Origin of the sequence: Myxococcus sp. CA056 (assembly GCF_013336715.1) — a bacterium.
Lineage (GTDB): Bacteria > Myxococcota > Myxococcia > Myxococcales > Myxococcaceae > Myxococcus > Myxococcus llanfairpwllgwyngyllgogerychwyrndrobwllllantysiliogogogochensis.
Genome location: NZ_JABUMT010000018.1, coordinates 145,866 through 159,896, shown reverse-complemented (window position 1 = coordinate 159,896; position 14,031 = coordinate 145,866). Strand labels below are relative to the sequence as shown.

At 69.5% G+C, this 14,031-nt stretch carries 9 protein-coding genes; 4 read left to right on the top strand and 5 right to left on the bottom strand.

Annotated elements, in window-relative coordinates:
* Nucleotides 1-357 precede the first annotated feature (357 nt).
* The 5 genes from HUA76_RS40165 to HUA76_RS40140 all read right to left on the bottom strand — a co-directional run bounded on the left by HUA76_RS40165 (nt 358) and on the right by HUA76_RS40140 (nt 9,888).
* On the bottom strand, nt 358-1,464 hold the full coding sequence (locus HUA76_RS40165; RefSeq protein ID WP_141647991.1) for an isopenicillin N synthase family oxygenase: 1,107 nt from the start codon (nt 1,462-1,464) through the stop codon (nt 358-360).
* Between the two features lie 128 nt (nt 1,465-1,592).
* Nucleotides 1,593-2,750, bottom strand: a complete 1,158-nt coding sequence (gene nrfD / locus HUA76_RS40160; protein ID WP_174463865.1) for an NrfD/PsrC family molybdoenzyme membrane anchor subunit — start codon at nt 2,748-2,750, stop codon at nt 1,593-1,595.
* Nucleotides 2,747-3,544, bottom strand: a complete 798-nt coding sequence (locus HUA76_RS40155; protein ID WP_174458340.1) for a 4Fe-4S dicluster domain-containing protein — start codon at nt 3,542-3,544, stop codon at nt 2,747-2,749. The genes nrfD and HUA76_RS40155 overlap by 4 nt, the downstream gene beginning before the upstream one ends.
* A 3-nt stretch (nt 3,545-3,547) precedes the next feature.
* Complete coding sequence (gene fdh, locus HUA76_RS40150) at nt 3,548-6,820, bottom strand: formate dehydrogenase (protein ID WP_371823587.1); 3,273 nt, start codon at nt 6,818-6,820, stop codon at nt 3,548-3,550.
* Nucleotides 6,821-7,011: 191 nt separating this feature from the next.
* Nucleotides 7,012-9,888 (bottom strand): carboxypeptidase regulatory-like domain-containing protein, encoded by a 2,877-nt coding sequence (locus tag HUA76_RS40140; protein ID WP_174463863.1) that lies wholly within the window; start codon nt 9,886-9,888, stop codon nt 7,012-7,014.
* 151 nt (nt 9,889-10,039) lie between these two features.
* On the opposite strand from HUA76_RS40140, the gene HUA76_RS40135 reads away from it, so the two are divergent.
* The 4 genes from HUA76_RS40135 to HUA76_RS40120 all read left to right on the top strand — a co-directional run bounded on the left by HUA76_RS40135 (nt 10,040) and on the right by HUA76_RS40120 (nt 13,966).
* Entirely contained in the window at nt 10,040-10,711 is a 672-nt protein-coding gene (locus HUA76_RS40135) for a phosphoribosylanthranilate isomerase (RefSeq protein ID WP_174463862.1), read from the top strand.
* Between the two features lie 150 nt (nt 10,712-10,861).
* Nucleotides 10,862-11,806, top strand: a complete 945-nt coding sequence (locus HUA76_RS40130) for a patatin-like phospholipase family protein (protein WP_141648798.1) — start codon at nt 10,862-10,864, stop codon at nt 11,804-11,806.
* A 95-nt stretch (nt 11,807-11,901) separates the two neighbouring features.
* A complete protein-coding gene (locus tag HUA76_RS40125) occupies nt 11,902-12,687 on the top strand; it encodes a hypothetical protein (RefSeq protein WP_174463861.1) in 786 nt (261 codons plus the stop codon).
* A gap of 70 nt (nt 12,688-12,757) precedes the next feature.
* Nucleotides 12,758-13,966 (top strand): proprotein convertase P-domain-containing protein, encoded by a 1,209-nt coding sequence (locus HUA76_RS40120; RefSeq protein ID WP_174463860.1) that lies wholly within the window; start codon nt 12,758-12,760, stop codon nt 13,964-13,966.
* The last annotated feature ends 65 nt before the right edge of the window (nt 13,967-14,031 follow it).

Genomic DNA, 14,031 nt, shown 5'->3' with positions numbered 1-14,031 from the left:
CCGCCGGTGATATCGGGGGCGACGCCCACCTGAACAGATGTCTGGCTCCACCTCGTCACGGGGTCTCGCTCGAAATGAAGGGCAATGCCTACATGAACGCGTCTTCAGGCATTGCCGACCCCATCAGCATTAGGGTTCTGGCCCAGGTTGGCGTGCAGTGCCTACCTGAACGCATCCTCAGGCATTTCTGTACCCATGCTCGCAGGGCAACGAACGCAGGAGGGCCGACCTGTCGAGGGCGTCGAGCCGTCAGGACAAGCGCTCTCGACGGGAGCGCGATTACACCGCGCCCCCGAAGCAATCGCTATCAAGTCAGGGATTTATTTGTCTGTGATTACCCAATGACAGACGCGAAGTCTACTCGCCCGAACGCTGGCGGTTGAGCCGGTCGTAGTGCCGGTAACCCAGCTTGTCGAGCGCGTGCGGCGGCGCGAGGCCGATGTCGACCAGCGTCTTGATGTCGTACGTGCCCGTGAGGACAGGGGGCGCGTAGCTCCGGATCGCCGTGGGCGTACGGAACTTCTCCAGCGGGAAGAGGACCTTGCTGGTGTGCACGTGGATGAAGTGCGCGGCGGACTGGCGCTGCCAGCCGGAGACGCCCGGCGCGGTGATGACGTGAGGCGTCGCGAGGAACGTGCCGCCCGTGAGGATCTCCAACTGCTGGCCCACCTGCGCCACGATGCAGCCCGCGGGCGCGGTGCCACGCACCTTGTGGCCCTGCGGCTCCTCGGGAGTCGCGCGCGTGCGCAGATACAGGCCGCTCTTGTCGTCGGGGCTCGGCGCCGCCTTCCCGTCGGGGCCGAGAAACCGCCCACCGGGCAGCAGCGTGAGGAGGTTGAAGTCCGTGTGCTCCTCGCCCCAGACGATGTCCGTGTTCACCTGCTCCGGCTTGAGCGACAGGTACTGGAGCGCGCGGGTGATGTGCGGGGCCTTCTCGCAGAGGGACGTGAAGGTGTCCGTGGGGAGTCCCAGGGCCATGGCCGAGCCGCGCAGCAACTGGAGGCCCGCCTCGTGGAGCGAGCGGCCCAGGGTCATGATGCCTTCCTGGAAGTACGCGGGCGCATCCGAGGGCCACACGTTCTCCGGATACAGCTCCGGGAACTCCATCGCCGCCACCTCGTCGTTGGGGTAGGGCGCGACGAAGTAGCACTCCTTGAAGTCTGGCTGGCCGTTGCCGGCGACGGCGACCTCGGTGTTCGGCGGCGTCCAGCCGCGCTGGTACCAGAGGTCGGCTCGGCCGTAGGGCTTCTTCTCCTCGGCGGGGCGCGCGATGAAGGCGGCGAAGGCGTCGTAGTAGCGATGGAGCGCCTGAGTGTCGACGCCGTGATTCTTGATGTAGACGAGACCGAAGACACCAAATGCCTCGCGCAGCGCCATCGCGGCGCGCTCGATGCGAGGCGCATCTCCCGAGGCGAGGTCTGCGAGGTCGACAGTCGGGATGTTCAGAGAAGAGGTCTCGGCCATGGTTCCCCCAGGTGTATCGCTCCTCGCGGCCAAAGGGGAGGGCCTCGTGGGCTTCTCTCCCTGGGTGCAAATTCTGCGTCCCTTCCCAGGGGCAGGTCACTCCCGGAGTCGGGCACCCGCCGCGCCGCTCAGCGCACCACGGGCAGGGGGAAGCTGAACGGCTTGCCGTCCGAGGCCATGGCATGGCCAGACACCTCGGCGGCGCCGTGGCCCCGGCGCTGGGGCCTGAAGGTGGCCTGCGGGTCCCGGGCGGAGGCCTTGCCCCCGTGGAAGATGGCGAAGCGGGCCGTCACCGCGCCCGCGGTGGTCAGCAGGTCCGCCGCCACCTGCTTCCAGCGCCGCCGCCCCGGGAGCGCGTCCACCACCAGCCCCGCCAGGGAGCAGGCGCGAGAGGCCTTCCACAGCGTCCCCGACAGGCCCTCGTCCAGGGGCCGGGCGACCTCCGGCGCGCGTCGGGCGTCGCGCTCCACCGCGTACCCCATGGCCAGCTCCGCCACCTTGCCCGCGAGCCGGTACGGACGCAGCACCCCCGCCTCTCTCGGCGAGTGGGGGAAGAGGGACAGCAGGCTGCCCGCGCTCGCCGTCGCCGAGGCCATGAAGAACAGGGGCAGGGTGCGCCGGGTCGCCTGCCACAGCGGTATCGCCGTGTTGTTCAACAGCACTGCCGTGTAGCCCGCGAGCGGCATGCCCAGCAGCGCGGCCGAGTAACCGGACACCTTTCCCACCGCCCCGAGCACCCCGCGAGAGCGTCCCAACACCAGTCCCACCGTGTTCAGTCCTCCCGACAGCGCGAGCACCCAGGAGCCCACGCTCATGGGCGAGGTCGGCCGGAACACGCGCAGCATGTGGAGGAAGCGCTCGGGCCGCCCGAGGTCCGCGATCAGCAGGCCCGCGCTCAGGATGTCACCGACGGTGCCCAATTGACGGCACCGCCTCGCGAGCGGATCCAAGGCCTTCTCGCCGAGCACATCGATGGCCAGGCCCATGAGGCTCGCCGCGCCAGCGACGCCGCCCACGAACAGATAGGCGGGGACGGTGGCAATCCAGACCGGCTGCTTGAGGACCGGGAGCCCGTGGTAGCTGGGCGCATCGGGTGAATCCACGCCGGAGCGGGAGGGATTCGACGACAGCAGCGTGCGCGCGGGGTTCGCGCCGTCCAGGTCCGTCACACGCTGCTGAGCGCCCTCTCCGAGCAGGGTCCCCAGCGAAGGGTTCACGTTGCGTCCGTCGCTCCGCCGCTGGAGCGTGTCGAGGAACGACGGCCCCTCTTTCCCTGACGAACTCATGGTGTGCCCCGGCGACCGAACAGCACCGCGCCCACGGCCACCGCGGCCATGCCGAGCGCGCCCACGGCCACGGCGCCCCAGGCCTCCCGGGCCTTCATCGTCGGGACCACGGGGTCGGGCGGCAGGTTGTAGACCTCCGGCTTGTCCACGAGCAGGAAGAAGGCGTTGAGCCCACCCGTCCCCGGTTGGTTCGCCGCGTCCTTGCCGTAGAGATACGCGCTGATGATTCCCTGCTCGTGCAGTTGGCGGACCCGGTTCTCCGCGCGCTCATGCAGCACGTCCAGGTCGCCGTAGGCGATGGACTCGGTGGGGCACGCCTTGGCGCAGGCGGGCGTCATGCCCTCACCCAGTCGGTCGTAGCAGAGCGTGCACTTCCAGGCGCGCCCGTCATCCGGACGCCGGTCGATGACTCCGAAGGGACACGCCGTCACGCAGTAGCCACAGCCGTTGCAGATATCCGGTTGCACGTAGACGGTGTCGAACCCGGTGCGGACGATGGCGCCCGTGGGACAGGCCTCCAGACACCCGGCCCGCTGGCAGTGCTTGCAGACGTCGGAGACCATCAGCCACGAGAAGTCCCCGACGCCGGTGTCGTGGCCCGGAAGGGGCACCGGTCGCTCCACGAAGGCCACGTGTCGCCAGGTCGAGCAGCCCAGATCTCCGGTCTGGTCATAGGACATCCCCGTGAAGTGGAAACCGTCGTCGGGGAGCTGGTTCCATTGCTTGCAGGCCACCTCGCACGCCTTGCAGCCGATACACACCGTCGAGTCGGTGAAGAATCCCTTGCGGCTCATGGGCTATCGCTCCTCGTCCTTCTTCTTCTCCTGCCAGGGCGCGTGGTCGACCTCGCCCGCGCGGAGGCTGTCGCGTCGATGGAGTGTCAGTCCTTCGGGCAGGGCGGGTTGGGTGGTGCCCGTGGCGGCTCGGGCCCTCGTGGCCTGGCGTCCCTCGACCACGTCGCAGGTGAGGGCCTTGGACTCCTGGATGTCCACGTTGGGGTCGGCCACCAGCGGAAGCAGCTCGTTCGCGCCGTCCCCTCGGATGCGCCCCGTCACGCCCCAGTGGTACGGAATGCCCACCTGATGCACCGACGTGCCGTTGAGCTTCATGGGCCGCAGTCGCTCGGTGACGAGCACCCGGCACTCCAGGTCTCCCCGCGCCGTGCGCAGCGTCGCCCAGCCTCCGTTGCTCAGGCCGCGCTCGCGGGCCAGCTCCGGTGACACCTCGCAGAACTGTTCCGGCTGAAGCTCGCTCAGCCACGACAGCCAGCGGCTCATGCCTCCCGCCGTGTGGTGCTCCGTGAGGCGGTACGTGGTGAGGATGAACGGGTAGCGAGGATCTCCCCAGGCCCGGTGATAGGGGTTGCCCTTGCGAGACCACTCCAGCCGCGTCGGGTTGCACTGCTGCCCATAGAGCGCGTTCTTCACGGGCGACTCCATGGGCTCGTAGTGCGCGGGCAGTGGACCATCCATCATCCCGCTCGGCGCGAAGAGCCACGCCTTGCCGTCGGCCTGCATGATGAACGGGTCATCGCCCGCCAGGGCCTCCATGCCGGATGCGCCCGGAGGTGGGCGGTAATCCGGTGGCAGGTCCACGAGGAAGTCCGGCACGTCCTCGCCGGTCCACCGTCGCTGGGCGTCGTCCCACCAGACGTACTTCTTGCGCTCGCTCCAGGGCCGTCCCTGGGGATCCGCTGATGCGCGGTTGTAGAGGATGCGTCGGTTGGCGGGCCACGCCCAGCCCCACTCGGGGGCCACCCAGGTCTGCTCGTGTCCGGGCTTGCGGCGGGCCGGCTGGTTGACGCCCTCCGCGTAGGCTCCGGAGTAGATCCAACAGCCGCACGCGGTGGTGCCGTCGTCCTTCAACGCCGTGAAGCCGCTGACGGGCCGGCCATCCTGGAGCGTGTAGCCGTTGATCTCCCGGAGGACGGCCTCCGCGCCAGGCTCTTCCCGTGCGCCCCGCGTGGGGTAGTCCCACGTCAGCTCACGGAGGGCCTGGTCCTTCGTCTCTCGCGAGTCGGCATACAGGCGCTTCAGCCGACGGCCCAGGTGGAACATGAAGTGAAGCTCGCTGCGCACGTCCTCGCGCGGCTCCACCGCCGCGTGGTGCCACTGGAGCATCCGCTGCGTGTTGGTGAAGGAGCCGTCCTTCTCCGTGTGCGCGGCCGCGGGGAAGAAGAAGACCTCCGTCTGGATGTCCTCCGTCTTCACGTCGCCGCGCTGGATTTCGGGAGCGGTGCGCCAGAACTCCGCCGTCTCGATGAGCGTGAAGTCGCGCACCACCAGCCAGTCGAGCTGGCGCAGTCCCTTGCGCTGGAGCGCTCCGTTCATGGAGCCCACCGCCGGGTTCTCGCCCATGACGAAGTAGCCCCGCACGCGGCCATCGGCCATGTCGGCCACCGTCTGCATGTGCGAGTGGTTGCCAGTGAGGCGCGGCAGGTGGCGGAAGCCGTACTCATTCTCCCGCGTCGCCGCGTCACCGAACCACGCCTTCAGCAGCGAGACGACGTACTTGGGGAAGTTGCTCCACCAGCCCGTGCCCGACGTGTGGGACTTCAGGTAGTCGTCCAGGTGCGGGGACGGCTGGGCGTTCGGCATCGGCAGATAGCCGGGCAGCAGATTGAAGAGGGTGGGGATGTCCGTGGAGCCCTGGATGGACGAGTGGCCTCGCAGCGCGAGGATGCCGCCGCCAGGCCGTCCGATGTTGCCCAGGAGGAGCTGGAGGATGGTCGCGGTGCGGATGTACTGCACGCCCACCGAGTGCTGTGTCCACCCCACCGCGTAGCAGAAGGCCGTGGTGCGCTCGCGTCCGGAGTTGGCGCAGAGCGTCTCCGCGACCTTCAGGAACTGCTCCTCCGGGACACCGCACACCTTCGCGACGATGGCCGGGGTGTAGCGCTGGAAGTGACGACGGAGGACCTGGAAGACGCAGCGCGGGTGCTGGAGCGTGAAGTCCTTCACCGCGTCCTTGAGCCGCGTGGCGTGGGGCTCTCCCTCGCCGGCGCCGGGCTCCGCGTACAACTCCTTGTGGCCCGCAGCGGGCGCGGGGCCCCGCACGCCCTCATAGCCCCACGAGGTGACGTCGTACTTGTTCTCCTCGGGCACGAAGCCGCTGAAGAGGCCGTCCAGGTCTTCGGTGTCCTGGAAGTCCTCGCGGACGAGGTTGGCGGCGTTGGTGTAGTGGGCGACGTACTCCTTGAAGTAGCGCTCGTGCTCCAGGACGTAGCGCACCAGTCCGCCCAGGAACGCGATGTCCGAGCCGACGCGGATGGGAACGTGCTGGTTCGCCATCGCGCTTGTGCGCGTGAAGCGCGGGTCCACGTGGATGATGGTCGCGCCCCGGGCCTTGGCCTCCATCACCCACTGGAAGCCCACCGGGTGACACTCGGCCATGTTGGAGCCCTGAATGAGGATGCAGTCAGAGTTCCGCAGGTCCTGCTGGAAGGTCGTGGCCCCGCCACGCCCGAGCGTGATGCCCAGACCGGGCACCGTGGACGAATGTCATATTCGAGCCTGGTTCTCCACCTGGACGATTCCCAGCGAAGTGAAGAGCTTCTTGATGAGGTAGTTCTCCTCGTTGTCGAGCGTCGCGCCACCCAGGTGCGCGATGCCCAGCGTGCGCTGGACGCTCAGCCCGTTGACGTCAGTGGACTCCCACGTCGCGTCGCGCGTGTGCTTCACGCGCTCGGCCACCATGTCCATGGCGCGCTCCAGGGGGATGCGCTCCCACTCGGTGCCGCCGGGGCGACGGTAGAGGACGTGCTGGACGCGGTGGGTGCCAGTGACGAGCTGGAATGTCGCGGAGCCCTTGGGGCACAGGCGCCCGCGTGAGATGGGCGAGTCGGTGTCCCCTTCGATGTCGATGATGCGCTCGTCCTTGACGTACACGTCCTGGCCGCAGCCGACGGCGCAGTAGGGACAGATGGATTTGACGACGCGGTCGGCGCGGGCCGTGCGCGCCTCCAACCGCCGGCCGCGCTCGGACATCGCCGTCTCGCCCAGCGCGGTGAGGTCCTTGCGCGCGAGCTGCCGGAGCACGGGCCAGCGCAACAGCAGGTCGAGGACTCCCACGGTGGACCTCCCGAGTCGGGGCCGCGAGGTGGCGCGACTTGCCGAGGATGGTGGAGGTCGAGGCTGCCCGACGCAGCGCCTCGCGGGGAGTTCGTGAGAGGGCGTCGTCGGGCTCCGGACGATTCCCGTCGCGGGATGTCGCGTGGTGGATGGGTGGGGCACGGGGCCTCACCCTGGGGGGCGGTGTCCGCTCAGGGGGCGCGGGTGAGGGTGATGGGGTAGGTCCGCGTGTCGCGGCGGATGAGGAGCGTGGCGGGACTGCCGGGTGCGCCCAGCTCCCGCTCGCGTGCCTCTCCGGCGGTGACGACGGTGGCCCCGTCGATGGCCTGCACCACGTCCCCCGCGCGGATGGCGTCTCCGTGAAGGCCGTCCTGGACTCCTCGCACGAGGACCTCGTCGCCATCCATGCTGAAGAAGACACCGAGGCGACCGGGCTCGACTCGGGGAGGCCCCAGCTTCCAGTCGCCCACGTCCAGCGCCTTGCCCGCGGACAGCTTGAGGGTCTTCTCCGCGCGCTCCGTCTTCTGGCTCCACGCGATGAGCCGGTGCTCACCCGGCGCGACATCCTCCACGCGGAAGCGACCATCGGCTCCGGTGGGGGGAGAGGTGAGTCCGTCCACATCCACGAACGCCGCCGCGAGGGGCGCGCCGGTCGCATCGACCAGCCGTCCGGAGATGACGCCTCCGGCCTCGACGATGATGTCGACCTGGGTGGTCTTCCCCGCGACGCTCGTGGCCTCCGCCTTTCCTGCCCGGCCATCCGGCAGCGTCACAGAGACGGCCACCTGTCCCGCCGGAACGTCCTCGACGACGAAGCGAGCGCCCGCGAGCTCCAGCTCCTGACGCGAGAGGAAGTCGTCCTCGCTCTTCGTCGATGACACCACCAGCTTGAAGCCGTCGATGTCGCGTCCTCCCGCCGAGCGCACCGCTCCCGCCAGTCGCCCGCCGGGTTGGAGCTGGATGACCAGGGTCCTCTGCGTGTCGGGCACGGAGAGGAGGTCACCCCGTCGTCCGCCATTGGTCGCCCAGATGTGCAGGGCCTTGGTGCCCAGCGAGTCCGCGACGAGCAGGACCTGTCCCGAGGCATCCGTCATGTCCTCGAGGAGGATTTCGCTGCGGCCCGCCTCGCTGCCCATGACGGTCGCCGAGACACTGGGCGCGCCGTTCGGTTCGAGCACCGTGACGGCGAGGGCCCGCTTCGCCTCGCGCACCCGCAGGTCCACGCGCTGCGTCTGGCCGGCGGCCACCTCCACCACCTTCTCCTGGTCTCCGCTCTGATTGCCTGTCTCGGAGAGCCACGCTGCGACGTGATACGTGCCCGCGCGAACGCGCATGGACCAGGCGCCATCCGCCGCCGCGGAGATCTGGTGCGCCTCCGTACGCGCGTCCTTGACCCGCAGCGCGTAGACGGTGACGGGGCCCGTTGGAGCGCGTCCGTCCTCCATCTTGACGGTCCCCTCGAGTGTGCCTTCGCTCGACAACTGGATGCGGACCTGGCTTGTCTTCCCGGGGTTCACCATCACCCGCTCGCGCACGTGCGTCTGGCTTCCAGGATGCTTGACCGCCACGTGGATCTCCCCGGGCGGGACATCTTCGAGTGTGAAGGCACCTTGGGCATCCGTCACCGCCGTCAGGGCGCCTTCCACGGGGGCCATGCGCCAGCGCCGCTCGGGCGTGGCGTGGATGCCCGCGAGCGGCTTTCCCTGCTCATCCACCACCGTGCCTTCGATTCGCCCATTCGCATCCAGCTCCGCGAGCAACTCGAAGCGCTGCCCGTCGAGCACGGTGACGCCGTCGCGCTTGAGCGAGCGGAAGCCCCTGGCCTGGACATTCACGGTGTACGCACCCGGGGCGAGGCTGCCCACCTGGAACCGTCCGTCCGCGCCGGAGAGCGCGCTGCCGACCTCGGCGGGCGCCGCGTCGAACGAGAAGGCCAGGGCGCTCGGTGTGAGGGAGATGTTCGCGCCGGCGATGGGCTCTCCGGTGCCCTTGCGACGCACGACTCCCGAGAGCGAGGCCGCCGTCCCCAGGCGGATGCGCACGTCACGCACCGTCATCCCCGCGCCCACGACGACGCGCTCGGGGGCCGTGCCCGTCAGGTCTCCATGTCGGGCGGTGACGCGATAGACGCCGGGCGGGACGTCGAGCGAGAAGCCACCGCCCGCGCTCGACTCGGCTTCGAGCGTCTCGCCCATACCGGTCGCGGTGATGCGTGCTCCGGGCGCGGGCTTGCCATCCGGAAGCTCCACGAAGCCCTCGATGAAGGCCGACCCGTCCAGCTCGACGAGGAGTCCCGAGGTGGGGACCAGGACCCGCGCGAGTCGTCTGGCGGCATGTCCCGGAGCGAGGGCTTCGAGCTGGTACTCACCGGGCGCGAGGCCCTCGGCGCGGAAGACGCCGCGCGCATCGGCGGAGGTGACGTAGCGCTCCTCCTCGGGAACGAAGGCGGTGTCCCTGGCGGCCGAGGACAGCAGCGTGCGTGGGGTGAGGATGAGCTGCGCGAGGGGCACGGGCGCCTTGGACGCGCGCTCCACGACGGTGCCCTCCAGGATGGCTCCGGTCCCGAGCACCAGTCGCACCTGCGTCCGCGCTTCGCCCCGAGGGCGGGTGAAGGCCGCGCGAGCGGGGGCGCGTCCCGAGGACTTCGCGGCGATGAGGTAGTGCCCCGGTCGCGCGGGAAGTCGAAGCGTGCCCGAGGCATCGGTGGTGCCCTTGCCCGCGATGAACCACGCTGGACGGCCCGTCGCCGGGACACGCGGTCCCTGGAGGTAGAGCGTGACGTGGGCGCCCGCGAGGGGACCTGTGCCATCGAGGACCTCGACGTACACGGTGCCTTCGTCCTCGCGCATCGGGTCGGTGACGGGGGGCGTGCCCGACTCCGCCGTGGGCGTCCGGGCCGTCGTGGTCCCCGTCGAGGCTCCCGAACTCGTCGGCGCCTTCGCGAGCGGAGGTGCATCCAAAGCAGGGGCGGCTGAAGTGCCAACCGGAGCGGGGCTCCCGCGCAACCAGAGGACCGCGCCCACGAGGACCGCGAGGAGTGCGACCACGAACAGTGTTTTTCGGTTCATTTCGTCTCCAGGGGCGACATCCTGGATCCATACGGCCCGTGAATTCCAGGGGCGCTCATGTCCCGGGGCGCGCGGCTCGGGCGCCGTGTTGTCGCGGTGCGGAGGCGTCCGCGCGTGATACCTGTCGGGCGCGTCGGCGCGGAGGACGGAAATGGAACCGGTTCGACATGTCCGGGTGAAGGTGTGCTGCATCTCCTCGCGGGAGGAGGCACGGCTGGCGGTGTCCTGTGGCGCGGCCGCGCTGGGGCTCGTGTCGAAGATGCCGAGCGGCCCGGGTGTCATCGACGAGGGGCTCATCACGGAACTGGCCAGCCAGGCGCCCCCTGGCATCTCCACCTTCCTGCTCACGTGCGAGGAGGACGCCGACCGTCTCGTCGCGCAGGCCCGCCGCACCCGGGTGAACACGGTGCAGGTGGTGGACCGGGTGGGCACCGCGGTGCTCCGTCACGTGCGGGCCTCGCTGCCCTCGGTGAAGCTGGTGCAGGTGGTCCACGTGGTCGATGCCGCCTCCGTGGACGAGGCATGTGCCGTGGCGCGCGAGGTGGATGCCTTGTTGCTCGACTCGGGCAACCCGGCCCTGGCCGTGAAGGAGCTGGGCGGCACCGGACGCGTGCATGACTGGGCCTTCAGTCGGCGCATTCGCGAGGCGGTGTCGGTGCCCGTGTTCCTGGCTGGCGGCCTCACGCCGGAGAACGTGGGCGAGGCGATTCGCGCCGTGGGCCCGTTCGGGCTGGATGTCTGCAGTGGGCTTCGCACGGGCGGGCACCTGGACGAGGAGAAGCTTCAGCGCTTCATGCTCGCGGTGCGGGCCGCCGAGGGCTGACGCGCGTACGGGTCCAGGGCCCACCGCTGGACAGCGGGCCCGTGCCTCGGGGCGATTCTGGAAGGGAGAGGGCGTGCCTATCTCGTCCCGCTGATGCGCGGGCATGGGCCTTCTCCGGGCGGTTCGCGCGAATCCCCAGCGAGGTATGCCATGACGGATCGTCCCGCGACGCTCGTGCTCTCAGGTGGTGGCGGCAAGGGTGCCTTCCAGGTGGGCGCGGAGCGGGTGCTGCGCGAGGTGCATGGCTTCCGATGGGAGCGCGTCTTCGGCGTGTCGGTGGGCGCGCTGAACGCCGCCGTCATCGCCCAGAACGAATATGAGCGACTCACGAACCTCTGGATGAACCTCCGCGAGTCGGACGTGTACCGGAAGTTCCCGTGGCTCGTCGTCGCGCTGCGGCTCGGGGTGCTCAACAAGCTGGGGTTCTACGACAACACCCCCCTGAGAGACCTCGTCGAGCGGAACCTCGTCGGACGTCCCTTCGCCATTCCCGCGCACGTGGGCCGCGTCTCGCTCACCTCGGGCCTGTACGAGTTGGTGTCGAGCGATGCGAGCGACTTCATCCCGGCCGTCTGGCAGAGCGCGACAATGCCCGTCATCTGGGAGCCCATCGGTCCTCAGGCCATCGTCGACGGTGGGCTGCGCAACGTCACGCCGCTCGGCGATGCGCTCGGCTATGCACCCACGGAGATTGTCGTCATCGCCTGCTCGTCGTCCCGCATCGAGCCGATGCGCTATCCCTCCAACATCCTGGACGTGGCCCGGCGAAGCCTCACCGACATCACCCTCAACGAAATCCTGATGAACGACGTGGACGTGTTCGTCCGCATCAACGACATGGTCAGGCAGGCCCACGAACAGGGCACCACGCTCCTGGCTCCGGATGGAAAGCCGTATGTCTATTGCCGCATCACGGTCATCGAGCCGACGGCGCCCATGGGCGACACGCTCGACTTCTCACCGGAGATGACGCGCATGCGCATCCGCCACGGCGAGGACCGCGCGCGCGCCATCATGCGGCCCACCGGAGTGGGGCCCGGGGAGCGGATGCCGCCGCGCATCGCGGCGCAGTTGGAGCCCGTGCTCCATTCGTGAAGAAGCGTGTCGTCGCCGTCCGGCTGTGACGAATCCGTGTCCCCTCGTTACGATGGGCTCCGCGCCGTGGAGTCAGCGGGCGTGGGAGGCACACCGTGGGCGAGCTTCAGAGGACGGCGCAGGCGCCTGCTGGCGCGGAGGAGTCCCCGGCCACGGAGCGCATCAAGGCCCTGGTTCCCCGGGCCCTGTCCGCGTCATCGGCGGAGGAGGGGGCGCGACTGGGGGATGACCTCAATGCGCTCCTGCTCCGACTCCCCTTGGAGCCCGAGCGCGACGCGAGCGCGGCGCTGCTGCGCAGGCTCCTGGATGACGGCGCGCTGGTGGGACTGGGCACGGAGAAGATGCCCGCGAGCATCGCCGCCACGAAGGCCTTGCTGGACCTGGGTTATCCGAGCGCACTCGAGGTCGACCCCCAGCACCTGGAGGCCCTGCGCCGTTGGGAGCGCGAGCGCACCGGTCTGCCGTGGCTCACCATCCTGGTGACGCTGTTCCTCGTGGTCATCGCGCAGGTGGCCGTCGTCACGCTGGGGGCCCCCGTCAACAGACCGTTCGACCCGATGATGTATCACCCGGATGCCGTGGCCCTTCAGCTCACACCCGAGCCGCGCTGGTTCACTGGCTACGTGGGCCTGGTGAAGGACACGTCCCTCAAGGTGCTGGGCCTCCAGTTCCTCGCGGGGGCCACCGCGTTCCTCTTCACCGTGGCAGCGGGGCATTGGCGCAAGGGCCGGGTCCTGGCGCGCCGGGCCTTTCTCTCGCTCTCCGTGCTCGGGGGCCTGGTGGCCATCCTTCAGCTCCCCGCGGGGCCCTGGCTGAGCTTCGCCACGTTCATCGCCGCCGTGGGGGCCTTCATCTCGGCCGCAAGGCTGAAGGCCCCCTGAAAGGCCCTCGGGGCCCGGTTGTGACGTCTCTGTTGGACACAGGGTCGGAGACCTGGAGTACACGGGGAGCATGACCTACAACTTGATGCGGTTTATACCGCTTTCCGTTCTTCCCCTGATGTTGAGCTGTGGCGTTCCTTCCGAGGAGGCGGCGCCCGCCCTCCTGGAGACACAGGCGCAGTCCCTCGCGACGGGCACGCCGGCGTCCACCGGGGTGCTGGCCTTCCTCAACAGTCGCTCCACGACGTTGGCGGTGTTGGACTTCGAGGTTCCGCTCAACGCGCTCACCGCGCAGAGCATCATCGCCCACCGCAACGGTCCGGACGGTGTGGAGTTCACGGCGGATGATCGCCACTACGTCTCCATCGAACAGGTGGATGCGATTGCCCAGGTGGGCCCGGCCGCGCTGGCCACGCTGGAGGCCTACGTCCGTGGGACGGGCCGCGTGGAGATGCCCCTGGACGAGCAGGTGGGCACCTTCCACGGCGTGGCCTTCAACCTCGCCGAGGCCCGGCGGGTCGTCGCCGCGGCGAACACGGAGAGCCTGGCGGCCCTCCAGAACACCGTGGGACTGAGCGCGAGTCAGGCGCAGGCCATCGTCGCCGCGCGTCGCATCGACCACATCGTGGAGCTGTCGCGGGTGGCGTTCATGAATGGCGCCGCGCTCCAGGGGCTCAAGAATCATGTCGCCCTGGCTCCCGACGGTGATCCATGCACGGGCCCGGCGACGTGTCAGGCCGGCCTGTCGTGTCAGGGGTTGGCGTTCGGAGGCCCCATCGCCTACGGGCGCTGCCGGAGCAACGCGCCGATCGCGGGTGACAGCGACAGCTGCTCGGTGATGCGTCCGTGCCAGCCGGGGCTGGTGTGCTCGGGCTCCGAGTCCGGCTCTCCCGAGGGCATCTGCCGTCCGGCGTGGATGGCGGGCACCTTCACGAACTACTCGGACCTGGCGCTGCCTGGCTCGACGGTGCAACTGGTGTCGGTGGTCGGCGTGGTGGGCCTCGCCACCGTGCCCGAGGACATCACCGTGGTGCTGGACCTGCTGCACTCCTCGTCGTCCAACCTGGTGCTGACACTGGAGGACCCGGGTGGTGAGACGGCCCTGCTGTGGAACGGGCCCACCGAGGGCAGGCCCCCGTCCCGCATCCCGGTGACGCGTGGAATCCCGCGCGATGGGACCCTCAACGGCAAGTGGACGCTGCACATCTCCAACCCCGCGGGGCAGGGGAGCGGCACGCTGCGCGAGTGGTCCGTGAAGCTCACCAGCCGCTTCGACTGACGTCGCGTCGTCACCACCGGGAGGCCGTGAAGAACCCGCGCGGCCTCCCGGCCGTCGCCGCGTGA

Bases quoted from the DNA above. Each gene is read 5' to 3' on its own strand.
- HUA76_RS40165 (WP_141647991.1), bottom strand. From the start codon at position 1,464: ATGGCCGAGACCTCTTCTCTGAACATCCCGACTGTCGACCTCGCAGAC.
- nrfD (WP_174463865.1), bottom strand. From the start codon at position 2,750: ATGAGTTCGTCAGGGAAAGAGGGGCCGTCGTTCCTCGACACGCTCCAG.
- HUA76_RS40155 (WP_174458340.1), bottom strand. From the start codon at position 3,544: ATGAGCCGCAAGGGATTCTTCACCGACTCGACGGTGTGTATCGGCTGC.
- HUA76_RS40140 (WP_174463863.1), bottom strand. From the start codon at position 9,888: ATGAACCGAAAAACACTGTTCGTGGTCGCACTCCTCGCGGTCCTCGTG.
- HUA76_RS40135 (WP_174463862.1), top strand. From the start codon at position 10,040: ATGGAACCGGTTCGACATGTCCGGGTGAAGGTGTGCTGCATCTCCTCG.
- HUA76_RS40130 (WP_141648798.1), top strand. From the start codon at position 10,862: ATGACGGATCGTCCCGCGACGCTCGTGCTCTCAGGTGGTGGCGGCAAG.
- HUA76_RS40120 (WP_174463860.1), top strand. From the start codon at position 12,758: ATGACCTACAACTTGATGCGGTTTATACCGCTTTCCGTTCTTCCCCTG.